The sequence below is a fragment of the Mycobacterium sp. NGS64 genome, assembly GCF_059812245.1.
In genome coordinates this window covers 1-24,275 of the sequence record NZ_JCALCI010000011.1, presented here as the reverse complement: position 1 = coordinate 24,275, position 24,275 = coordinate 1, and the positions used below count along the sequence as shown (strand labels likewise).

Genomic DNA, 24,275 nt, shown 5'->3' with positions numbered 1-24,275 from the left:
GTCAGGGTCCGGATTCTTCGTCGAGGATGGCGAACAGCTCACTCTCGGTGGCGTTCTTGATGTCGTCGTCGAAAATCTCGTCGTGGGCGGCGGGATCGGATTGAGCGGTGCTCAGGGTCAGCAGCATCTCGATGCGGGCCGTCATGCGCTTCTTGTCGTCGGGGTCCAAGCCGGGCTGGTCGATCAGCGCCTGGAGTTCGCGGACGACGTCGCTGAAACGGGCCATCGGGTCGGGCTTTTCGGCGCTCGGGCCCGCGGCGAGCTGGCCGTCCAGATGCTCGGCCAGCGCGGCGGGGGTCGGGTAATCGAAGATCAGCGTCGGCGAAAGGGTAAGCCCGGTGGCGTTTTTCAGCCGGTTGCGCAGTTCGACGGCGGTGAGCGAATCGAAGCCGAGATCTTGGAAGGGCTGTTCGGCCTCGACGTCCGTGCTGCTGTGACCGAGCACCGTGGCGGCGTTGCCGCACACCAGATCCACCAGTTCGCGGTGCCGCTGCTCGGGGCTCAGGCCGGCCAGCCGCGCGCGCAAGCCGGTCGACGCCATCGCGATCTCGACGTGGTCGACCACGCGCCGGGCGGGGCGGTTGGCCAAGCCGCTCAACAGCGGGGGCAGCGCCGCGCTGTTGCGCGCGAGCGCATCCCGGTCGAGACGGGTGGCCACGACGACGGGTTGCTCGCTCAGCAGGGCGGTATCGAAGAGATCGAGCGCCTGCTCACCGGACAGCGGGGCCAGCCCGACGCGGCTTATCCGGGCCTTGTCGCGATCGCCCAGATGCTGCGTCATGCCCGAGTCCTGTTCCCAGAGGCCCCAGGCGACCGGCAGTGCGGGAAGTCCACTCGCGCGCCGGTGGACGGCGAGCGCGTCGAGGAAGCTGTTGGCCGCCGCGTAGTTGCCCTGACCGGGTGCGCCGACGACGCCGGCCATCGATGAAAAGACCACGAATGCGGCGAGATTCAGATTCCGGGTCAGCTCGTGCAGGTTCCAGGCGGCATCGGCTTTGGCCCGCAACACCGAGTCGAGGCGCTCGGGCGTCAGCGAGGCGATCACCGCGTCGTCGAGCACCCCGGCGGCGTGAATCACCGCGCTCAACGGATGCTGTTCGGGCAGCCCCGCCAACAACTCCGCCGCCGCCGCGCGGTCGCCCACGTCGCAGGCCACCACCTGGACCGTGGCACCCGCCCGGGTCAGGTCGGCCACCAGTTCGTCGGCGCCGTCGGCGGTTTGGCCGCGGCGGCTGGCCAAGACGACGTGGCGGACACCGTGCCGGCTGACCACATGCCGGGCCACCAGGCCACCGACCATCCCGGTGCCGCCGGTGATCAACACCGTGCCGCCGGCCAGCCCGACGCCGGGCCGGTTCGGCAGCGTCAGAACCACTTTGCCGATGTGCCGGGCCTGGCTGACGAACCGGTACGCCTCGACGGCGCGGCGCACGTCCCAGGTCCGCAACGGCAGTCGGCGCAGGGCGCCGGCCTCGAACAGCCCGACCAGCTCGACCAACATCTCCTGAATGTGCTGGGGCCCGGCCTCCATCAGGTCGAACGCCCGATACTGCACACCGGGATGGGCCGCGGCGGTCGCCTGCGGGTCACGCAGATCGGTCTTGCCCATCTCGATGAAGCGCCCGCCGGACACCAGTAACCGCAACGACGCGTCGGTGAACTCACCGGCCAGCGAGTTGAGCACCAGGTCCACTCCGGCCCCGTCCGTGGCGGCCAAGAACTTCTGCTCGAATTCCAGCGAACGCGAGTCGCCGATATGGTTTTCGTCAAACCCCATGGCGCGCAGGGTGTCCCACTTGCCGCGACTCGCCGTGACGAACACTTCCGCACCCCAGTGCCGGGCCAGCTGGACCGCCGCCATGCCGACCCCGCCGGCCGCGGCGTGCACCAGAACCCGCTGCCCGGCCCGCACGCCGGCCAGCACCGACAACCCGTACAGCGCCGTCAAGAACACCACCGGCACACCCGCGGCTTCGGTCAACGACCACCCCTGCGGCACCGGCACCACGTACCGCTGATCGACGACGGCCTCGGAACCCGCCAGGCCCAGGATCCCCATCACCGCATCACCGACGGCCAGGCCCGTCACCTCCGGGCCCACCTCGACGACGAGCCCGGCGCCCTCGGCGCCCAACTGCGCCGCACCCGGGTACATCCCGAGCGCCACCAGCACATCCCGGAAGTTCACGCCGACCGCGGCGACCGTCACCCGCACCTGGCCGGCGGCCAATTCCGCCCGGGGGCACGGCTCGGCCACCAGGTCTTCGAGCGTCCCCCCGCTACCGGCGGCCAGTCGCCACTCACCCGCAGGCAGCTCCAGCGCGGGGCCCGACTCCACGGGCGTAAGCCGCGCCTTGTAGGCCACGCCCTTACGCACCACCAATTGCGGTTCACCGCAAGCGATTACCGACGCGGCGTCGAGCGACCCGTCGGAATCGACCAAAACCACCCGGCCCGGATGCTCGGCCTGCGCCGAACGCACCAGCCCCCACACCGCCGCGCCAGCCAGATCCGTGACGTCCTCGCCGGCCAACCCCACCGCGCCGCGGGTCGACACCACCAACGGACCGCTTCGATCGGCGGCCAGCGACGACTGCAACATTTCCAGCGCCGCCGCGGTGGCGGCATGCACCGACTCCGCTGGGCCCCCGGCGCCGGCAGGGAACTCCCACACCTCCGCGGGCTCGCCGGTCGCATCGCCGTTCAGCGAAATTGGAGACCAGCTGACCTCGAGCAGGCCGCCACCGGGACGACCCGCGGCCGCCAGCTGTTCGGGCGACACCGGGCGAACCACCAGCTCCCGCACCGACAACACCGGCAGCCCCGCCGCGTCGGCGATCTCCAGCGACATCGCCCCCGACCCCGCCGGCGCAATCCGGACCCGCACGTGGGCTGCGCCCGCGGCATGCAACGTCACACCCTGCCAGGAGAAGGGCAGCAGGATCTGATCCTGCTCGCCGCCCAAACCCAGGGCGTGCAGGCTCGCGTCGAGCAACACCGGGTGAATCCCGAACCCGCCCAACGCGACCCCCGCGGCCGACGGGACGGCGGCTTCCGCGAAAATCTCCGTCCCCCGCCGCCACACGCGCTGTAGCCCCCGGAACGCCGGGCCGTAGCCGTAGCCGCGGCCCGCCATGCTCTCGTAGGCGCCGCTGACATCGACGGCCACCGCCCCCACCGGCGGCCATGCCGAGGAATCCGCGATCGGCGCCACCGCCCGCGCCGTCAACACACCCTCGGCGTGCAGCACCCATCCCGAATCCGACTGCGCGGCTGAGGAATACACCGACACGGCCCGAGCGCCCGCGTCGTTGGCGACACCCACCAGCACCTGCACCTGGACCCCGCCGGTTGCCGGCAACACCAGCGGCGCCGACAATGTGAGCTCCTCGATTGCCGAACAGCCGACCTCGTCACCGGCCCGCAGCGCCAGCTCCACGAAGCCGGCCCCGGGAAAAAGCACCACCCCGCCCACCGCGTGATCGGCCAGCCACGGTTGCGCCGCGAGGGAGAGCCGGCCCGCCAACACCACCTCTCCCGTATCGGGCCGTTCCACGACCGCGCCCAGCAGGGGATGGTCGGACCCGGTCAGGCCCAGGCCGTCGACATCGCGCGACCCCACCATCTCCGCCGACAGCCAAAACCTGCGGCGCTGGAAGGGATACGTGGGCAGGTCGACGCGTTGGGGGTCCAGGCCGGCGAACGTCGCGGCCCAGTCGACGCCCACCCCGGCGGCGAACAGGTGCGCGGCCGCGGTGAGCAGCGACTCGACCTCGGCCCGGTCTTTGGCGACGGACACCACCGCTTCGATGGTCGACGACTGCGCCACCGCGGCCGTCAGCGCCTTACCGGGCCCCACTTCGACGAACACCCCGGCCCCCAGCGTCTCGGCCAGTTGGATGCCGTCGGCGAAGCGCACCGGCGCGCGGACATGCTCGACCCAATACTGCGGCGAGCCGTACCCTGGCCCCGCCACCTGGCCGGTCACGTTGGATATCAACGCAATCCGCGGCTCGGCCGGCGACACCTGGCCGACCACCTCCGCGAACCGATCGATCATGGGTTCCATCAGCGGCGAGTGGAACGCATGCGAGACCGCCAATCGATGTATCCGCCGGCCCTGCTTCGCCAACCGGTCGGCCACCGCGTCCACCGCAGCCGCCTCGCCCGAAATCACCACGGCGCTGGGCCCATTGACTGCCGCCAGGCCGGCGCCCTCGGTCAACAACGGCGCCACCTCGGCCTCACTGGCGGCGACGGCGACCATCACGCCACCGGCGGGCAGCGCGCCCATCAAGCGGCCCCGCGCGGCGACCAGGCGGGCCGCGTCGGCCAGGGACAGCACCCCGGCGACGTGGGCGGCCGCGATCTCACCGACGCTATGGCCGATCACCACATCGGGCTGCACACCCCAGGATCGCCACAGCGCGGCCAGCGCGACCTCGACCGCGAACAGTGCCGGCTGGGCAAACTCCGTGCTTTCCAACAGGTTAGGGTCATCTCCCCACACCACCTGGCGCAGCGGCAAACGCAGGTGTTCGTCCAAGGCCTGCGCGGTTTCGTCGAAGGCGCGGGCGAACTCTCCGAAGCGCCGGTAGAGCGCCGCGCCCATCCCCAGCCGCTGCGACCCCTGACCCGGGAACAGCCACACCGTCTTGCCCGCCGCCCGCGCCCGTCCGACGACCGTGTCGGGGCCCGGGTCGCCGGCGGCCAGCTGCACCAAACTCAATTGCATCGCCACGCGGTCGTCGCCCACCACCACGGCGCGATGATCGAAGGCGGAGCGCGTGGTGGCCAACGACCAACCGACGTCGGTGACGCTCAGGTCCTCGTCGGCGCTCACCCGCGCCAGCAGCCGCTTCGCGGACGCGCCCAGCGCTTCGGGCGAACGAGCCGACAGCACCCAGGGCGCCACGACCGCCTGGCGGGGCTCATCCCGTTCGACCGCAACGCCTTCCAGCGCCGGTGGATCCTCGACGATCACGTGGGCATTGGTCCCGCTGATCCCGAACGACGACACCCCCGCCCGGCGCGGACGATCCCCCGCGGGCCAGGGCCGCGGCTCGGTCAACAACGACACCGCCCCCGCCGACCAATCCACATGCGGCGACGGCACATCCACGTGCAGCGTCTGGGGCATCACCCCGTGGCGCATGGCCTGGATCATCTTGATCACCCCGGCCACGCCGGCGCCGGCGGAGGTATGGCCGATATTGGATTTGATCGATCCGAGCCACAGCGGTTCGACGCGGTCCTGGCCGTAGGTCGCCAGAAGTGCCTGGGCCTCAATCGGATCCCCGAGCACCGTCCCGGTCCCGTGGCCCTCGACCACGTCGACGTCGGAAGCGCTCAGGCCGGCGTTGGCGAGCGCCGCGCGGATCACCCGCTGCTGGGACGGACCATTGGGTGCGGTCAGACCGTTCGAGGCGCCGTCCTGGTTGACCGCCGAGCCGCGCAGCACCGCCAGCACCGGATGCCCAAGGCGGCGGGCGTCAGTCAGCCGCTCCAGCACCAGCACGCCCGCGCCCTCCGACCACGCGGTGCCGTCGGCGGCGCCGGCATACACCTTGCACCGGCCGTCGGGCGCCAGCGCCCGTTGCCGGCTGAACTCCACGAAGGCGGCGGGGGTGGCCATCACCGTCACGCCGCCGGCCAGCGCCAGCTCCGACTCCCCCGAGCGCAGCGACTGCGCCGCCAGGTGCATGGCCACCAACGACGACGAGCACGCGGTATCTACCGACACCGCCGGGCCTTCCAGCCCCAGCACGTATGCCACCCGGCCGGAGGTCACGCTGAGGGTCGAGCCGGTGAGCCCGTAGCCCTCCAGCTCGCCCTTCACCTCGCCGCCGTAGCCGGCGTGGATGACTCCGGCGAACACCCCGGTGGCCGACCCGCGCAGCGTGAGCGGGTCAATCCCCGCCCGCTCCAACGCCTCCCAGGAGAGCTCCAGCATCAGGCGTTGCTGCGGATCCATCGCCAGGGCCTCGCTGGGGCCGATGCCGAAGAATCCCGCGTCGAAGTCGCCGGCGTCGCGCAGGAAGCACCCGCGGCGCGTGTACATCTTGCCCTTGGCGTCGGGATCCGGATCGAACAACCCGTCGACGTCCCAGCCCCGGTCGGTCGGAAAATCCGACACCGCGTCGCGGCCTTCGACCACCATGTCCCACAACGCTTCCGGCGAATCCACCCCGCCCGCGTAGCGGCAGGCCATCCCCACCACCGCCACCGGCTCCGACTGCTTGCCTTCCAACTCCAGGACGCGCCGACGCGTCCGCCTGAGATCGGCGGTGAGGCGCTTGAGGTAATCGAGATGCTTTTCGGTGCCCGGCACCGCGTGCTCCTTAAGTTACGAGCCCAGCTCTTCGTCGAGGATGGCGAAGAGTTGGCTTTCGGTCGCGGTGTGGATGTCTGCGTCGTCGGTGTCGTCCAGGTGGGCGCTGGTGAGGGTGGTCAGCAGGTTTTGCAGCCGGATGGCCAGCCGCGCCTTGTCTTCCGGGTTCCAGTCGGTTCGGTTCAGGAGCGCTTGTAGCTCCGCGGCGATGTCGTTCGCGCGGGCTGCCGGGTCGGGCTTTTCGGTCCCTACCGCGAGGCGGGTGTCCAGATATTCGCCCAGCGCGGTGGGCGTGGGGTGGTCGAAAATGATGGTGGGCGAAAGGGTGAGCCCGGTGGCGGTTTTCAGCCGGTTGCGCAGTTCGACCGCCGTCAGCGAGTCGAAACCCAGTTCCTGGAACGCCCGTTCGGCGTTGATGTCCGCCACGTCGGTTCGTCCCAGCACCGTGGCGGCGTTGCTGCGCACCAACTCGACGAGCTCGCGGTGGCGCTGGTCGGGGGCCAGTTCCCGCAGCCGCGCGGTCAGCCCCGTCGTCGAGGCGGTCACGGAGGTGTCGTCGATGACGCGGCGCGCGGGACGGGTGGCCAAACCGTGCAGCAGGGGCGGCAGCGCGGCGGCGTTGTGCGACAGCGCGATCCGGTCCAAGGACGTGGCCACCACGACGGGCCGCTCGCCCACCATGGCGGCGTCCAGACGCTGGAGGGCCTCGGTGGTCGACAACGGCGCAAGGCCCAGCCTGCTCATGCGGTCCTTGTCCGTTTCGCCCAGGTGCGCGGTCATCGCCGAAGCCTGCTCCCACAGGCCCCAGGCCACCGACAAGCCGGGCAAGCCATGTGCGCGACGATGCGCGGCGAGCGCGTCCAGGAAGCTGTTGGCCGCAGCGTAATTGCCCTGACCGGGGGTGCCGACGATCCCCGCCATCGACGAAAACAGCACGAACGCGGACAGATCCAGCCCCGCGGTCAGCTCGTGCAGGTTCCACGCCCCATCGACCTTGGCGCGCAACACCGCATCCACCCGCTCGGGCGTCAACGACGCGATCAACCCGTCGTCCAGCGTCCCCGCGGCATGAAACACCCCGCGCAACGGATACTCGGCGGGCACCCGCGCCAACAGCGCCGCGGCCGCGTCCCGGTCTGCCACGTCGCACGCCACCAGGGACACCCCGGCCCCGGCGGCCCGTAAACCGGCCTCCAGCTCGGCCGTTCGTTCGTCGCCGCCGCTCCTGCTGGCCAGCACGACGTGGGCCACCCCGTACTGGGCGACGAGGTGACGTGCCAGCGCCGAACCGGCCATCCCGGTTCCGCCGGTGATCAGCGCGGTGCCCCCGGAAAGCCCCGACGACAGCGTCAGCACGATCTTGCCGACGTGGCGGGCCTGGCTGACGAACCGATACGTCTCGGCGGCGCGGCGCACGTCGAAAGCCCTTGTCGGCAGCGGCTTCAGGACGCCCTCTTTGAACAGATCCGTCAGCTCGGCCAGCATGCCCGCGATGCGATCGGGGCTGACCTCGGTCAGGTCGAAGGCCTGATAGCGCACGCCCGGATGCTGTGCGGCGACCTCGTCGGCGTCGCGCAGGTCGGTCTTGCCCATCTCGACGAAGTGCCCTCCGTCGACCAGCAACCGCAACGAGGCGTCGACGAACTCCCCGGCCAGCGAGTCCAGCACGACGTCCACCCCGCGGCCACCGGTGGCCGCGAGGAACCGTTGCTCGAACGCGGTTGTCCGCGAGTCGCCGATGTGGTCGTCGTCGAAACCCATCGCGCGCAACGTTTCCCACTTGCCCCGGCTGGCGGTGGCGAAGACCTCGGCCCCCCAATGCCGCGCCAGCTGGACCGCGGCCATGCCGACCCCGCCCGTCGCGGCGTGGATCAGCACCCGCTGTCCGGCCCGCAGCCCGGCCAGCACCGACAGGCCGTACAACGCCGTCAAGAACACCACCGGCACGCCCGCGGCCTCGCGCGTTGACCACTGCGCCGGGACGGCGGTCACCAACCGCGCATCGACCACCGCTTCCGAGCCCACGACCCCGAGCAGCCCCATCACGCGGTCACCGACCGCCAGCCCGGACACACCGGGGCCGACTTCGGCGATCACGCCGACGCCCTCGGCGCCCAGCTGGCCGCCGCCGGGGTACATCCCCAACGCCACCAGCACATCCCGAAAGTTCACCCCGACGGCGGCTACCGCCACGCGCACCTGGCCGGCGGCCAGTTCCACCGGTGGGCTCGGGCGCACGACCAGGTCCTCCAGCGTTCCACCGCCGCCGGCGTCCAACCGCCAATTCCCCTGCGGCAGCGCCAACGCCGCGTCGGGCGGCACCGGCGCCAGCCGGGCGGCATACGCGACCCCGGACCGGATCGCCAATTGTGGTTCGCCGCAACCGATTACCGTGCTCGGGTCCAGCGACCCGTCCGAATCGACCAGCACCACCCGGTCGGGATGCTCGGCCTGGGCGGAGCGGACCAGCCCCCACACCGCAGCGCCGGCCAGATCCGTGACGTCCTCGCCGGGCAGCGCGACGGCGCCGCGGGTCTGCACCACCAGCACCCCGCGCCCGTCGCCGGCCAGCCAGGACTGCAACACCCCCAACGCCTCGTGAACGGCCTCGTGCGTTGCCCGCACCACATCCGCGCCCGCGCCCGGCTCCCACACCACCACGCCATCGCCAACACCGCCGTCGCCCAACGGCGTTGGTGACCAGGAGACCTCGAGCAGCCCGCCGACGCCCGGGACCGCCGCCGACAGTTGGCCCGCCGTTATCGGCCGTAGGTCGAGGTGTCCCACCGACAACACGGGAAGGCCCATCGCATCGGCCAGCTCGATGGACACCGCCCCCGCGCCCGCCGGCGCGATCCGCACCCGCGCCCGCGAGGCCCCCGCCGCGTGCAGGCTCACGCGCTGCCAGGAAAACGGCAACACCGTCGGGGCGTCCGCTTCGGCCAGCCCCAGCGCGTGCAGCGCGGTGTCCAGCAAGGCGGGATGAATCCCGAACCCGTCAACCGTGACACCGGCCTCTGGTGAAACCGCGACCTCGGCGAAGATCTCGTCGCCGCGCCGCCACATGGCCCGCAATCCCCGAAAGGCCGCGCCGTATTCGTATCCCCGCGCGGCCAGGCGCCGGTAGGCGTCGCTGACGTCGACCGGCTCCCCGCCCACCGGCGGCCAGGCTGACAAATCCGCGCCCGGCGCGGCCGGCTGAACCGCCAGCAGGCCCTCGGCGTTCAATGCCCACTCCGAATCCGGCTGCGCGCCCGCGGAGTAGACCGCCACCGGCCGCGAACCCGCCGCGTCCGCGCCGCCGACGACCACCTGAACCTGCGCCGAGCCGTCCGCGGGCAGCACCAACGGGGCCGACAGCGTCAGCTCCTCGATCACCGGGCAGCCGACCTCGTCACCGGCCCGGGAGGCCAGTTCCACAAACCCGGTCCCCGGGAACAGCGTCACCCCGGTCACCTGGTGGTCGGCCAGCCAGGGGTGCGCGGCGGCGGACAGCCGACCCGTCAGAACCACCCCGCCCGAATCGGGTCGCTGCACCACCGCACCCAACAAGCCGTGCTCGGCCGCGGCCAACCCCAACCGACCCATATCGCCCGAACCCATGAACAGGGCCGGCAACCAAAACCGCTGTCGCTGAAACGCATACGTCGGCAGCTCGACACGCCGCGCGTCGCCGCCGGCAAACGCCGCCCGCCAATCGACCTCGGCCCCGGCCACGTGCGCCTGGCCCACGGAGAGCCAGAATCGGTCGAGGCCGCCGTCGTCGCGGCCCAGCGACGGGACGACGATCGCGTCTTCCACGGAATTCACCGCGCCGACCGTCTCTTCGATGCCGGCGATCAAGACCGGGTGCGGGCTGCATTCGACAAACATCCGGTACCCGGCCTCGCGGGCGCCCCGCACCGCTCGCTCGAATTCCACCGTCTCGCGGATGTTTCGGAACCAGTACTCGGCATCCAGGCCCGCCGTGTCCATGATCTCACCGGTGACGGTCGAGTAGAACGCGGTCGACGATGACCGTGGCTCGATGTCCGCCAGCGCCTGAATCAGGGGTTCGCGAATCGCGTCCACCTGCGTCGAGTGCGACGCGTAGTCGACGTCGATCCGGCGGGCCCGAATGTTGTCGGCCTCGCAGCGCCGGATCAGCCCGTCCAGGGCCTCCACATCGCCGGACACCACGACCGCCGAAACGCCGTTCACCGCAGCGATATTCAACCGATCGCCCCAGTGCGCCGCCAATTCCCGCGCCTGTGGCGGGCCGCACGCCAGCGAGGCCATGCCCCCCTCGCCCGATAACTGCAGCAGGAGCAGGCTGCGCAAGGCCACCACCCGCGCGCCGTCCTCCAGCGAGAGCGCCCCCGCCACGCACGCCGCGGCGATCTCGCCCTGCGAGTGGCCGATCACCGCGTCGGGGGCGACGCCCATCGACCGCCACAACTCGGCGAGCGACACCATGACCGCCCACAGCGCCGGTTGCACCACGTCCACCCGGTCCAGCCCCGGCGCGCCCGGCGCCGCGCGGATGACGTCGAGCAGCGACCACTGGACATGCTCGCCGAGCGCCTTGTCGCACCGGTGCATGTGGTCGGCGAATACCGTTGACTCGTCGAGTAATTGGGCTCCCATGCCGGGCCATTGCGAGCCCTGCCCGGGGAACACGAACGCCGTCTCGCCCGCCGCACGGGCCCGGCCCACCACCGCGCACACGCCGGGCGAACCGGACGCCACCGCGGCCACGCCGGCGAGCAGTGCCTCGCGGTCGGGGCCGACCACGACGGCACGATGCTCGAACGTCGAGCGGCTGCTGGCCAGCGACCACCCGACATCGGCGACGCTCAAACCCTCGCGCTCCCCGACCCAGGCCGCCAGCCGAGCCGCCTGGTCGGCCAGCGCATGCTCGGAGCGAGCCGACACCACCCACGGCACCGACGGCGGCTCGTCGCGTTGGGCCACAACGGGTTCCGGCTCGGCGGGTGGCTCCTCGACGATGACGTGGGCGTTGGTCCCACTGATCCCGAACGACGACACCCCCGCCCGGCGCGGACGATCCCCCGCGGGCCAGGGCCGCGGCTCGGTCAGCAGCGACACCGCCCCCGCCGACCAATCCACATGCGGCGACGGCACATCCACGTGCAGCGTCTGCGGCATCACCCCGTGGCGCATCGCCTGGACCATCTTGATCACCCCGGCCACGCCGGCGCCGGCCGAGGTGTGGCCCATGTTCGATTTGATCGAGCCCAACCACAGGGGCTTTCCGGGCTCTGCCCTATTCTGCCCATAGGTCGCCAAAATCGCCTGGGCCTCAATCGGGTCCCCCAGCATCGTGCCGGTGCCGTGCCCCTCCACGACGTCGACGTCGGCCGCCTCGAGGCGCGCGCTGGCCAACGCCGCACGGATCACCCGCTGCTGAGACGGACCGTTCGGTGTCGCCAGCCCGTTGGAGGCGCCGTCCTGGTTGACCGCCGAACCCCGCAGCACCGCCAGCACCGGATGCCCCAGTCGCCGGGCATCGCTCAGCCGCTCCAGCACCAGAACGCCCGCGCCCTCGGAGAACCCGGTCCCGTCGGCGGCGCCCGCGTAGGCCTTGCACCGACCGTCGACCGACAGCGCCCGCTGCCGGCTGAAGTCGACGAACATCGCCGGGGTGGCCATCACGGTCACGCCGCCGGCCAGCGCGAGATCGCACTCCCCCGAGCGCAGCGACTGCGCCGCCAGGTGCATCGCCACCAACGACGAGGAACACGCGGTATCCACCGACACCGCCGGACCCTCCAGCCCCAGCGCGTACGCCACCCGGCCCGACGCCACGCTGAGCGTCGTGCCGCGCATCCCGTAGCGCTCCAGCTCGCCCGGCACCCGGCCCGCGCCGCCGTACGAACCATGGAAGACGCCGGCGAACACCCCGGTCGCCGAACCCCGCAAGCCCAGGGGGTCGATCCCGGCCCGCTCCAGCGCCTCCCAGGAGATTTCCAGCAACAACCGCTGCTGCGGATCCATCGCCAGGGCCTCGCTGGGCGCGATCCCGAAGAAGGCGGCGTCGAAACCGGCGACGTCGGCGAGGAACCCGCCCTGCCTCGAATACGACTTGCCGACCGCGTCGGCGTCGGCGTCGAACAGGTCCGCCAGGTCCCAGCCCCGGTCGTCCGGGAAGTCCGACACCACGTCGCGACCCTCGGCGACCATCGCCCATAGACCCTCGGGCGAATCCACCCCGCCCGGATAGCGGCAACCCATCCCGACGATCGCCACCGGCTCGGTCGCCTGGGCCAGGTATTCGCGGTTCTCGCGCTTGAGCTGCTCGTTTTGTTTCAGGGACGCGCGCAGGGCCCTCACGAGCTCTTCGTGAGTGCTGCTCATGAGCCCCGGCCTTTCGGGTTGCTCAATCGGCGACAAGCCGCGCGACGATCATCGCCATATTGTCTCAACGGCCGCTCGTGCCGTCTGCCGATCTCGTCAACTGCGGGCGCCAGGGGTTGCGCCACTCGTGGACTCAATGCCAGCGCAGGAGCACGAGCTCAGAACAGAATCCGGGACCCATCGCGATCATCAGCCCGGGGCTGTCGCTGGGCGGCGGCTTGGCCAGGGTGTCGCGCAGCACGTGCAGCACCGAGGCGGACGAGAGGTTGCCGATCTCGCCGAGGGAACGCCAGGTCAGCTCCAGCGCCTCCGGCGGCAGGTCCAGGGTCTTCACGATCGCCTCGATGACCTTGGGACCGCCGGGATGGCTGACCCACGCGCCCACGTCCGTCGTCGTCAGGCCGTGCGCTCCGAGGAACCCGGTGACGTCGTCGTACAGGTACTGCTCGACGACGCCGGCCACATCCTTCGACAAGACCAGCTCGAACCCGGTGGCGCCGACGTCGTAACCCATCGTGCGTAGCGAGTCGGGGTAGAGGTGACTGCTGGAGTCGACGATGTCGGGACCGACGGCACCGATCTGCTCGGCGCGGCGCTCCCCGACGGCCACCACCGAGCCCGCCCCGTCGGCGAACAGCGCGCTGCCAACCAGGCCGGCCACCGTCGGCTTATAGCCCGGGTAGGTCATCGAGCAAAGCTCCACCGACACCAGGGCCGCGACGTCGTCCGGCGCACCCCGCAGGTAGTCGTTCATGCGGGCGACCCCCGCGGCGCCGGCCACGCAACCCAGTCCGAACAGCGGAACCCGGCGCACATCGGGACGCAGGCCGAGCCGCCCGGCGATGCGGGCGTCCAGCGACGGCACCGCGATCCCGGTGACCGTCGTGGTGATCAGCACGTCGAGGTCCTGCGGCTGCAGCCCCGCCTCCTCGAGAGCGCCCGACAGCGCCTCGCAGCCCAGATCCACCGCGTGCTCGATGAAGACCCGGTTGGCCACGCTGAAGTCGGTCAGCGTCGGGTATTTCTCCAGCGGCATAACCAGGTGGCGGCCGTTGACCTTGGAGCTGGCGTGCAGCTGGCGAACGAGGTCCTCGTATTCGGCGAACTCGGGAATGCTGATAAAGAACTCGGTCAGTTCCCGCTGCGAATAGCGGTGCGGCGGCAGGGCGCCGAAGACACCTGCGATGACGCTCATTGGTCCCACCCTTTTGGAGACGTGTAACTAGGCCGATAGGTTCAGCCAGATCGCTTTTCGAGCTGAAAGCTTAGCCGGGTTTCATAAGTAAGGCAGAAACGGGCCGCGGACCTGCGACGTTAGCTGGAGCTGTCGGCGACGAGCCGACATGAAGTGGGCGACCACGCCGCCGGCACGGCCAAAGGGGCAACGCCGGCCGAGCGTCGGAAAGTCCCAACGCATTCCCCGTCGGAATAATTTGCCGCCGCGTCAATATACCGGTGGCCCGGCGACGCCGCGATGAGTAGCCCCGGAAACAACAACCGAAACCCACCAAATCACAAGGGAAAAACGACGCAGCGCTGCCATTCGACGCGAAAGAGCTTTATCGGCAATGCGAGCCGACCATTGCCGGGCAAACAAGCCGATGGCATTTGTATTCAATGGTCCGAATTCCTCGGCAGCGGCTGCGGAATTGGACCGCGTCCGTTCGACGATTCCCGGCTAACGCTCGGCGCTCAGGCGGTCCTTGAGTTCGGCGCACCTGGCCAGCACGGCTTCGAGCTGTTCGGCGACCCGGTCGGGCGCGGTGCCACCCCTGGAATCCCGCGAGGCCACCGACCCCTCGATGGTCAGCACGTCGCGGACCTCCGGCGTCAGCTCGGGGCTGATGGCGGCCAGTTCGTCGTCGCTCAGCTCGTCGAGCCCCACGCCCCGTCCCTCGGCGGTGCGGACGGCCGCCCCGGCCGCCTCGTGCGCGGACCGGAACGGAACGCCCTGGCGAACGAGCCACTCCGCGATGTCGGTGGCCAGGGTGTAGCCGGCCGGGGCCAGGGTGGCCATCCGTTCGACGTCGAACGTCAGGCTGGCGACCAGTCCGGCCATCGCCGGCAGCAGCAGCTCCAGCTGCGCCACCGCGTCGAACACCGGCTCCTTGTCTTCCTGCAGGTCGCGGTTGTAGGCCAGCGGCTGCGCCTTCAGCGTCGCCAGCAGGCCCGCGAGGTTGCCGATCAGCCGCCCGGCCTTGCCGCGGGCCAGCTCGGCGATGTCCGGGTTCTTCTTCTGCGGCATGATCGAGCTGCCGGTGGACCACGAATCGTGCAGGGTGACGTAGCCGAATTCCGTCGAGCTCCAGATGATGATGTCCTCGGCCAGCCGGGACAGGTCGACGCCGATCATGGCGAAGACGAACGCGGCCTCGGCGGCGAAATCCCGGGCCGCGGTCGCGTCGACGGAGTTGTCGGCGGCGGCGGCGAAGCCCAGCTCCGCGGCGATCGCGTCCGGGTCCAGGCCCAGCGACGACCCGGCCAGCGCGCCCGAGCCGTACGGGGAGATCGCCGCGCGACGGTCGAAGTCGACGATCCGGTCCACGTCGCGCAGCAACGGCTGCGCGTGCGCGAGCAGGTGGTGGGCCAGCAGGATCGGCTGGGCGGACTGCAGGTGGGTCTTGCCGGGCATGATCGCGTCCGGGTGGGCGGCAGCCTGGGCGGCCAGTGCGGCGACGACCTCGAGCGCCCCATCGGCGACCCGCTGGGCCGCGTCCCGCAGCCACATCCGAAAGAGCGTGGCCACCTGGTCGTTTCGCGACCGCCCGGCGCGCAACCGGCCGCCGAGGTCGGCCCCGACCCGGTCGATCAGCCCGCGCTCCAGGGCGGCGTGCACGTCCTCGTCGGTCACCAACGGGGTGAAGCTGCCGTCGGCCACGTCCTCGGCGAGGCTGTCCAGGCCGGCCAGCAACCCGTCGCGCTGCTCCTCATCGAGGAGCCCCGCCCGGAACAGGATCACCGTGTGCGCCCGAGAGGCGACGATGTCGTAAGGCGCCAGCACCCAGTCGAAGTGCGTGGACTTGCTCAGCGCCGCCAGCGCGTCCGACGGCCCGTCGGCGAACCGGCCGCCCCAAAGCGACCCTTCGCGAGTGCTCACCGACTCCCCACTTCACCCGCGAGTGTGAATCTCACGACGCTTCGACGGCGTGTCGCGTCGCAGAATTCACAGTCGCGGTCGGGCAAAGTCACTGCATGTCCCGGCGGGACGCGATCTTCGACGACAACCCGTGCACGTAGACGAAGCCCTTAGCGGCCGACTGGTCGAAGCTGTCGCCCTCGTCGTAGGTGGCCAGGTTGAAGTCGTACAGCGACTCCGAGCTGCGCCGGCCGTTGACCGCAATGTGGCCGCCGTGCAACACCATTCGCACCTCGCCGGTCACGTGCTCCTGTGTCTTGGCGACGAAGCTCTCCAGCGCGTCCTTCAGCGGCGAGTACCAGAGCCCGTCGTACACCAGCTCGGCCCAGCGCTGGTCGGTGTGGCGCTTGAACCGGCCCAGTTCGCGTTCCAGCGTGACGTGTTCGAGTTCGGTGTGCGCGGTGATCAGCACCATCGCGCCTGGCGCCTCGTAGATCTCGCGGCTCTTGATCCCCACCAGCCGGTCCTCGACGACGTCGAGGCGCCCGACGCCCTGGCTGCCGGCGCGCCGATTGAGTTCCTCGATGGCCTGCAGCATCGACACCCGTTTGCCATCGATGGACACCGGCACCCCGCGCTCGAACCCGACGATCACCTCGTCGGGCGTGCTCCAGTTCAGCGTCGGGTCCTCGGTGTAGGAGTAGACATCCTTGGTGGGCGCGTTCCAAAGGTGTTCCAGGAAACCGGTTTCCACGGCGCGGCCCCACACGTTCTGGTCGATCGAGAACGGCGAGCGCTTGGTGACGTTGATCGGGATCGCGTTCTCCTCGGCGAACGCGATCGCCTTCTCCCGCGTCCAGGCGTAGTCGCGGACCGGCGCCAACACCTCCAAATCCGGTGCCAGTGAACCGAATCCGACCTCGAACCGGACCTGGTCGTTGCCCTTGCCGGTGCAGCCGTGCGCGACGATGGTGCCGCCGTGCTCACGGGCCGCCGCGACCAGGTGCTTGACGATCAGCGGCCGGCTGATCGCCGACACCAGCGGGTAGCGGTCCATGTACAGCGCGTTGTTGAGCACCGTCGGCAGGCAGTAGCCCTCGGCGAACTCGTCGCGGGCGTCCACGACGACGGCCTCGACCGCGCCGCAGTCCAGGGCCCGCTGGCGGACCACTTCCATGTCCTCGCCGCCCTGGCCGAGGTCGATCGCGACCGCGACCACCTCGCGGCCGGTCTCCTTGCCGATCCAGCTGATCGCCACCGAGGTGTCCAGCCCGCCGGAATACGCCAGGATGACGCGTTCTGACCCGCCTTGTGACATGGACCAATCTCCTTACTTGATGTTCTCCAACATCCCGGCGAGTTCCGCGCCCGTCATCGGTTCGCGCGCAACCACCAGGATGGTGTCATCACCGGCCACGGTGCCGACTACGTACGGTAAGGCCGCGCGGTCGATCGCACTGGCCAGATAGTGCGCCGCGCCCGGTGGGGTGCGCAGCACCGCGAGGTTACCGCTCGCGTCGGTCGACACCAGCAGCTCGCCGAGCAGGCGCGACATCCGGTCGGTGCCGCCGGCCACCCCCCGCACCGGGCTGCCGTCCTCGGGAACGATGTAGACGCCGACGCCGCCGTCGGCGCCGCGCAGCTTGACCGCGCCCAGCTCCTCGAGATCGCGCGACAGCGTGGCCTGGGTGACCTCGATGCCCTCGCCGGCCAGCCGGGCCGCCAGTTCGCTTTGGCTGCTGATCGGCTCCGACGACAGGATTGCGACGATGCGGGCCTGCCGGCCGGCGCGGGTGGTCTCGGGGCTGGACTTCGAGCGGGTCATCGTGATTGCTCCAGCAGCCACACCAGCAGCGCCTTCTGGGCGTGCAGGCGGTTTTCCGCCTCGTCCCACACCGCGCTGGCCGGGCCGTCCATCACCTCGTCGGTGATCTCCTCGCCACGGTGGGCCGGAAGGCAGTGCAGCACAACGGCTTCCGGGTCGGCCAACCCGACGAGCCGCGCGTTGAGTTGAAACGGCCGAAACGGCCCCACCCGGTCCAGCCCGTCGTTCTCCTGCCCCATCGACGTCCAGGTGTCGGTGACGACGACGTCGGCGCCCTTGGCCGCCGCGTCGGGGTCGGCGGTGACCGTGACCGACGCGCCGGTGGCCTCGGCGCGTCGCCCGGCCGCGGCCACTAAAGCCGGGTCGGGCGCGAAGCCGTCGGGGGCGGCGACGGTGACGTGGATGCCGGCGGTGACCCCGCCGAGGATCAGCGAGTGCGCCATGTTGTTGGCGCCGTCGCCGAAGTACGTCAGCCGCAAGCCCTTTAGCGATCCCTTGCGTTCGGCGATGGTCTGCAGGTCGGCCAGCACCTGACACGGGTGGAAGTCGTCGGAGAGCGCATTCACCACGGGCACCGACGCGGACGCGGCCATCGCCTCGAGCCGGTCCTGCCCGAACGTCCGCCAGACGATGGCGTCGACGTAGCGGGACAGCACCTGTGCGGTGTCACCCAGCGTCTCGTCGCGGCCCATTTGGGTGCTGCGGGCGTCGACGACGACGGCGTGCCCGCCGAGCTGCGCGATGCCCACCTCGAACGAGAACCGGGTGCGGGTCGAGTTCTTGTCGAAAATGACCGCGACCCCGCGCGGCCCGTCGAGCGGCCGGCGGGCGAACGGGTCCTTCTTCAGTTCGGCCGCCAGGTCGAGCACCTCGGCCTGTTCGGCGGGTGACAGGTCGTCGTCGCGCAGGAAGTGCCGAATCACGTTGCCGCCTTGGCGGTATCGAGGATAGCGGGCAAAGCGGCGATGAAGCCGTCGATCTGGTCCTCGGCGATGATCAGCGGTGGGGCCAGCCGGATGACGTCGGGGGCGGCCGCGTTGACCAGGAATCCGGCGTCCCGCGCCGCGGCCTCGGTCGCCTTGGCCGCCGCGGCCGAAAGGACGATGCCCCAGAGCAATCCGCGGCCGCGCACGTGGTCGATCAGCGGGTGCCCGAGCCGTTCGATGCCGTCGCGCACGGACTTGCCCAGCACCTCGGCGTGCCGGACCAGATCCTCCGTGGCGATCACCCGCAGCACCGCCAGCGCGGCCGCGGTGCAGATCGGGTTGCCGCCGAATGTGCTGCCGTGCAGGCCGGGGGTGAGCAGCTCGGCGGCCGGCCCGACGGCCAGGCACGCTCCGATGGGAAGCCCGCCGCCGAGCCCCTTGGCCATGGTCACCACGTCGGGGGTGATGCCGTCGTGCTGGTGGGCGAAAAATGCTCCGGTGCGGCCCATCCCGGTCTGTACCTCGTCGAGGATCAGCAGGGCGCCGTGGCGTGCCGTGATGTCCCGCGCGGCGGCCAGGTAGCCCTCGGGCGGGACGACGACGCCGCTCTCCCCCATGATCGGTTCGAGGAACACCGCGGCGGTGTCGTCGCCGACCGCGGCGGCCAGTGCGTCGGTGTCGCCGTACGGCACGTGGGTGACGTAACCGGGCAGCGGTTCGAACGGCGCCTGCTTGCTCGGCTGGCCCGTCAGCGCCAGGGATCCCATCGTGCGGCCGTGGAACGCCTCTTGCGCGGCAACCACTTTCGTGCGACCCGTGAGCCGCGACATCTTGAAGGCCACTTCATTGGCCTCGGTGCCGGAGTTGCAGAAGAACACCCGCGCCGGCGCGTCGGCGCCGAGCAGGGCAACCAGCTCCTCGGCCAGCGCGATGCCCGGCTCGGTGGCATAGAGGTTGGAGGTGTGCCCCAGCGTGGCCATCTGGTGCGTGACGGCCTCGATGACGGCCGGGTGGCGATGACCGAGGACGTTGACCGCGATGCCGCCGAGCAGGTCCACGTAGGTCTTGCCGTCCACGTCGGTGACGAGGGCGCCGTCTCCGCTGGCGAGCGCGACCGGCGGGGTGCCGTAGTTGTGCATCATCACGGCGTCCCACCGCTGCCGCATCGCGTCGCTGTTACTCACGAGGCCACCACCTTGGTGCCGGTGCCCGCATCGGTGAAGAGCTCGACCAGCACGCAGTGTTCGACCCGGCCGTCGATGACGTGCGCGCTGGGCACACCCCCGGTGACGGCCCGCAGGCACGCCTCGACCTTGGGGATCATGCCGGTCTCCAGCGTGGGCAACAGTCGCGCCAGCGCGACGGTGTCGATTTCGCTGACCAACGACTCGCGGTCCGGCCAGCTGGTGTACAGGCCTTCGACATCGGTGAGCATCAACAGCTTTTCGGCTCCCAGGGCTTCGGCCAGCGCCGCCGCAGCGGTGTCGGCGTTGATGTTGTGGACGACGCCCTCGGCGTCGGGCGCCAGCGTCGAGACCACCGGAATGCGGCGTGCCGCAATCAGATCCAGCACCGCGGCGGTGTTGACCAGCTCGACGTCGCCCACCAGCCCGATGTCGGTGGCCACGCCGTCGACCGTGACGCTGCGCCGCACCGCGGTGAAAAGTTGCGCGTCCTCGCCGGTGATGCCGACGGCGTACGGTCCGTGCGCGTTGATCAGGTTCACCAGTTCGCGGCCCACCTGCCCGAACAACACCATCCGCGCCACGTCGAGCACTTCGGGGGTGGTGACCCGGAAGCCGCCCTTGAAGTCGCCTTCGATGCCGAGGCGGCGCAGCATGGCGCTGATTTGGGGTCCGCCGCCGTGCACGACGACGGGGTGGATGCCGCAGTTGCGCAGGAACGCCATGTCGGCCGCGAAGGCGTGGCGCAGCGCGTCGTCGGTCATGGCGTTGCCGCCGTACTTGATGACGACGATCTTGCCGTGCAACTGCTTGAGCCAGGGCAGGGCTTCGGCGAGCACCTGCGCTTTGATCTGAGTGGGCAATTCTTCGACGCGGAGGCTCATGAGCTGTAGGCCGAATTCTCTTCGACGTACGCGTGCGAGAGGTCCGTCGTCCGGACGGCGGCCCGCCCGTCCCCGACCCGGAGGTCCACGGTGATGTCGATGTCGGCACCGGAAAGGTCGACCTCGCGCGCGCCGGGCGCGCCTACGCCGTCGACGCACACGGCAAAACCGTTGAAGGACACCCTGATCCGGTCCGGTTCGAGGGTGACCGGCGCCATGCCGACGGCCGCGAGAACCCGGCCCCAGTTCGGGTCGGACCCGAATACCGCCGTCTTGACCAGGCTGTCGCGGGCGATCGCCCGCGCCGCCGTCAGCGCGTCGTCCTCGGAGGCGGCACCGGTCACGGTGACGGTGACGCGTTTGGTGACGCCCTCGGCGTCGGCCTGCAGTTGCGCGCACAGGTCGTCGCAGACCCGCAGCACCGCCTCGTCGAGGTCGGCCTGGGAGGGGCTGACCTCGCTGGCTCCCGAGGCCAGCAGCAACACGGTGTCGTTGGTCGAGCAGCAGCCGTCGATGTCGAGCCGGTCGAAGGTGCGGGCGCTGGCGTGACGCAGCGCGCGGTCGAGTTCCTCCGGGGCGACAGCCGCATCGGTGGTGAGCACGCACAGCATGGTGGCCAGCGACGGGGCCAGCATGCCCGCGCCCTTGGCCATCCCGCCGACCGTCCAATTGTTGGGATGGTGCAGCGCAACCTGTTTGGGCACGGTGTCGGTGGTCATGATGGCCTGGGCGGCGTCCTCGCCGCCGGTCAGCCCGCCGGCCATCTCGCGCACGATCTCGCGCACCCCCGCGAGCACCTTGTCCATCGGCAGCCGGTCGCCAATCAGCCCGGTGGAACAGACGCCCACCTCGATCGCGCCGGTCTCGGTGCCCCAGTCCGACAGCGCCGCCGCGACCGCCTCCGCCGTGGCGTGGGTGTCCTGGAAGCCGCCGGGACCGGTGCAGGCATTCGCGCCACCGGAGTTGAGGATCACCGCCCGCAACTGTCCGGTGGTCAGCACCTGCTGGGTCCACAACACCGGCGCGGCCTTGACCTTGTTCCGGGTGACGACTCCGGCGGCCGCATAGTCGGGCCCCTCGTTCAAGACCAGCGCGAGGTCGCGAGCCCCGGATGCCTTGATCCCGGCGGCGATGCCGGCCGCCCGGAACCCGGCCGGGGCGGTGACACCCTGTTCCCGCAGCAACCGCGCGGTGGCGGCAAGTTCCGTCATGGCGCCACCCCAACCACCGAAAGGCCTTCGGTCTCAGGCCAACCCAGCGCCAGGTTCATCGACTGCACCGCGGCGCCGCCGGTGCCCTTGACCAGGTTGTCGATCGCTGCGATCGCCACGAACGTCTCCGCGGCCTCGTCCACCGCGACGGCGATGTGGGTCGCGTTGCTGCCGATCACCGCCCCGGTCCGGGGCAGCTGCCCGTCGGGCATCAGGTAGATGAACGGCTCTGCGTCGTAAGCCTTTTCATAGGCGGCCCGTAGCTGCGACAGCGGCGCTCGGGTGCGCGCGGTGCAGGTGGCGAGGATGCCACGGGAAGTCGGGATCAACACCGGGGTGAACGACACGGTGACGTCGCGATCGGTGAGGGCCCGTAGTCCCTGGGCGATTTCGGGGGTGTGCCGGTGCGCCCCGGCGATGTTGTAGGCGCGCGCCGAACCGATGATCTCCGAGCCGAGCAAGTCGGTCTTGGCGGCGCGGCCGGCCCCCGAGGTGCCGCTGACGGCGACGACCGTGACCGCCGGCTCGATGAGGTCCTCGGCCATTGCGGGCGCCAACGCGAGCAGCGCCGCCGTCGGGTAGCAGCCGGGAACCGCGATGCGGCGGGCGCTGCGCAGCCGCTCGCGTCCGCCGGCCAGCTCCGGCAGCCCGTACGGCCAGCTGCCGGCGTGGCTTGTCCCGTAGAACCGTTCCCAGGCGGCGGGATCGGTGAGGCGGAAGTCGGCGCCGCAGTCGATGATCAGGGTTTCCGGGCCGAGCCGTTCGGCCAAGGCGGCCGAATGGCCGTGTGGCAGGGCCAGGAACACCACGTCGTGGTCTGTCAGGACGCCTTCATCGGTCGGCTCGACCACGCGCTGGGCCAACGGAGTCAGATGCGGATGATGCTCACCCAGTGTGCTTCCGGCGCTTGCCGCCGCGGTCAGAGCGCCGATCGTGAGGCGGCCGTCGGCGTAGCCCGGGTGCCCGAGCAGGAGCCGTAGAATTTCCCCGCCTGCATAGCCGGTAGCGCCGGCAACCGCCACCCTCAATCCGTCGGACATCTCGACGATTCTGCATGGTTATGCAGCAGTTTGCAAATCCATTCCGCCGGTCGACCCGGAGGCGGTGTGCGCCCAGGAGGTCGCGTCGGGCAAGGCGTCGCTTCGCTTCGGAAGAGCGAGGCCTACACGACTCTCCTGGGCGCCACCGGGCTATGCGGCGATCCCGATGCCCAAGCTGGCATCGATGAACGCCTGCAGCGAGAGCTCGAGGTCGGTCAGGGCGGTATTGACGGACACGACGAGCGAGCCGCCGGTCTGTTCCAACGTGGAGGCTGCGCCGGAGAGGCCGGCCGCCAGGTCGGTGGCGAGCCCGAGCACGCCGGGAGCGCCCACGCCTAGGGTCGCCGCGAAACCACCGAAGAGCGCGCCACCGACCTGGGCCGCGGTGTTCTCCCAGATATTCACCAACGCGTTACCCGTGCCGGCCAACCCGGACAAGCCCGTCGCCAGGCTCCCGCCCAGGGTTTCACCCGCGTGGACCAGGCCCCCGAGGCCGCCGGCGAGGCCGCCTGTCAGGGCTCCAGTCGCCTGCACCAGGCCGTTCAGCGCGGCACCGAGGTTAGCCGACAGCGCCGCATTGATGGTTAGCCCCAGGTTGGGAAGGGACAGCGTCGACAACGCGGCAGCGAAGTTGGCGGCCAGGCTCTCGCCGGTCTGGATCGCCGCGTTCAGGCCCGCTCCGATGTTGCTGGCGAAGTTCGCCGCCAGCGTCTCACCGGTCTGGATAAACGCGCTGAGGTTGGTGCCCAGGTTCAGGCTTCCCGACAACATCGCGTTCAGCGACGCACCCAACCCATTCAGCGACGCGCTGATCGAACCACCGATCCCGTTCAGCGCCGCGCTCAAGCCCACACCCAGCGCACCCAGGTTAGGCAGCGTGAACGGAGGCAAGGCCGGGAAGGTGAAAGGCGGTAGCGTCAGCGCCCCGGACAACACCGCGTTCAGTGCGGCGTTGATGTCCGCACCCAGGTTGGGCAGCGTGATCGCCGGCAACCCCGGGAACGGCGGCAACGTGAAGCTGGGCAACCCCGGCAGCGACAAGTTGATCGGCGGCAGACCCGGCAGCGTCAAATTCAACGCCGCGTTGAGCGCCGCGCTGATGTCCGCACCCAGGTTGGGCAGCGTAATCGGCGGCAACCCCGGGAACGGCGGCAGCGTGAAGCTGGGCAGGCCAGGCAGCGTCAGGTTGATCGGCGGCAACGTCAACGCCCCCGACAACACCGCGTTCAACGCGGCGTTGATGTCGGCCCCCAGGTTGGGCAGCGTAATCGCCGGCAACCCCGGGAACGGCGGCAACGTGAAGCTCGGCAGACCCGGCAGCGACAAGTTGATCGGCGGCAGACCCGGCAGCGTCAAATTCAACGCCGCATTCAACGCCGCACTGATGTCCGCCCCCAAATTGGGCAGCGTGATCGGCGGCAACCCCGGGAACGGCGGCAAC

General features: G+C 70.5%; 12 protein-coding genes. All 12 read right to left on the bottom strand.

What is annotated here, in order from left to right:
* Position 1: 1 nt before the first annotated feature.
* Positions 2-6,331, bottom strand: a complete 6,330-nt coding sequence (locus tag AC5Y4S_RS26455; protein ID WP_500035531.1) for an SDR family NAD(P)-dependent oxidoreductase — start codon at positions 6,329-6,331, stop codon at positions 2-4.
* 15 nt (positions 6,332-6,346) lie between these two features.
* Positions 6,347-12,688: an SDR family NAD(P)-dependent oxidoreductase gene (locus AC5Y4S_RS26450; RefSeq protein ID WP_500035530.1), complete on the bottom strand. Its 6,342-nt coding sequence runs from the start codon at positions 12,686-12,688 to the stop codon at positions 6,347-6,349.
* A 133-nt stretch (positions 12,689-12,821) separates the two neighbouring features.
* A complete protein-coding gene (locus AC5Y4S_RS26445) occupies positions 12,822-13,883 on the bottom strand; it encodes a type III polyketide synthase (protein ID WP_500035529.1) in 1,062 nt (353 codons plus the stop codon).
* A gap of 483 nt (positions 13,884-14,366) precedes the next feature.
* Positions 14,367-15,785, bottom strand: a complete 1,419-nt coding sequence (gene argH, locus AC5Y4S_RS26440; RefSeq protein WP_500035528.1) for an argininosuccinate lyase — start codon at positions 15,783-15,785, stop codon at positions 14,367-14,369.
* 88 nt (positions 15,786-15,873) lie between these two features.
* Positions 15,874-17,082 (bottom strand): argininosuccinate synthase, encoded by a 1,209-nt coding sequence (locus AC5Y4S_RS26435; protein ID WP_500035527.1) that lies wholly within the window; start codon positions 17,080-17,082, stop codon positions 15,874-15,876.
* A gap of 12 nt (positions 17,083-17,094) precedes the next feature.
* The gene (locus tag AC5Y4S_RS26430) at positions 17,095-17,589 is read right to left on the bottom strand and encodes an arginine repressor (protein WP_500035587.1); all 495 of its coding nucleotides are present in this window, start codon (positions 17,587-17,589) and stop codon (positions 17,095-17,097) included.
* Positions 17,586-18,512 (bottom strand): ornithine carbamoyltransferase, encoded by a 927-nt coding sequence (gene argF, locus AC5Y4S_RS26425; RefSeq protein WP_500035526.1) that lies wholly within the window; start codon positions 18,510-18,512, stop codon positions 17,586-17,588. The genes AC5Y4S_RS26430 and argF overlap by 4 nt, the downstream gene beginning before the upstream one ends.
* Positions 18,509-19,681, bottom strand: coding sequence for an acetylornithine transaminase (locus AC5Y4S_RS26420; RefSeq protein WP_500035586.1), 1,173 nt, complete (start codon positions 19,679-19,681; stop codon positions 18,509-18,511). Before AC5Y4S_RS26420 ends, argF begins: the two co-directional genes overlap by 4 nt.
* A 14-nt stretch (positions 19,682-19,695) precedes the next feature.
* Complete coding sequence (argB, locus tag AC5Y4S_RS26415; protein WP_500035525.1) at positions 19,696-20,583, bottom strand: acetylglutamate kinase; 888 nt, start codon at positions 20,581-20,583, stop codon at positions 19,696-19,698.
* Positions 20,580-21,794, bottom strand: coding sequence for a bifunctional glutamate N-acetyltransferase/amino-acid acetyltransferase ArgJ (gene argJ, locus AC5Y4S_RS26410; RefSeq protein WP_500035524.1), 1,215 nt, complete (start codon positions 21,792-21,794; stop codon positions 20,580-20,582). The genes argB and argJ overlap by 4 nt, the downstream gene beginning before the upstream one ends.
* The gene (gene argC, locus AC5Y4S_RS26405) at positions 21,791-22,834 is read right to left on the bottom strand and encodes an N-acetyl-gamma-glutamyl-phosphate reductase (RefSeq protein WP_500035523.1); all 1,044 of its coding nucleotides are present in this window, start codon (positions 22,832-22,834) and stop codon (positions 21,791-21,793) included. Before argC ends, argJ begins: the two co-directional genes overlap by 4 nt.
* A gap of 150 nt (positions 22,835-22,984) precedes the next feature.
* Positions 22,985-24,275: hypothetical protein (locus tag AC5Y4S_RS26400; RefSeq protein ID WP_500035522.1), on the bottom strand; the 1,291-nt coding region annotated here is incomplete at its 5' end.

Excerpts from the sequence above, each read along its gene's own strand:
- AC5Y4S_RS26450 (WP_500035530.1), bottom strand. The coding sequence starts at position 12,688 with ATGAGCAGCACTCACGAAGAGCTCGTGAGGGCCCTGCGCGCGTCCCTG.
- AC5Y4S_RS26445 (WP_500035529.1), bottom strand. The coding sequence starts at position 13,883 with ATGAGCGTCATCGCAGGTGTCTTCGGCGCCCTGCCGCCGCACCGCTAT.
- AC5Y4S_RS26435 (WP_500035527.1), bottom strand. The coding sequence starts at position 17,082 with ATGTCACAAGGCGGGTCAGAACGCGTCATCCTGGCGTATTCCGGCGGG.
- AC5Y4S_RS26430 (WP_500035587.1), bottom strand. The coding sequence starts at position 17,589 with ATGACCCGCTCGAAGTCCAGCCCCGAGACCACCCGCGCCGGCCGGCAG.
- AC5Y4S_RS26420 (WP_500035586.1), bottom strand. The coding sequence starts at position 19,681 with ATGCGGCAGCGGTGGGACGCCGTGATGATGCACAACTACGGCACCCCG.
- argB (WP_500035525.1), bottom strand. The coding sequence starts at position 20,583 with ATGAGCCTCCGCGTCGAAGAATTGCCCACTCAGATCAAAGCGCAGGTG.
- argJ (WP_500035524.1), bottom strand. The coding sequence starts at position 21,794 with ATGACGGAACTTGCCGCCACCGCGCGGTTGCTGCGGGAACAGGGTGTC.
- argC (WP_500035523.1), bottom strand. The coding sequence starts at position 22,834 with ATGTCCGACGGATTGAGGGTGGCGGTTGCCGGCGCTACCGGCTATGCA.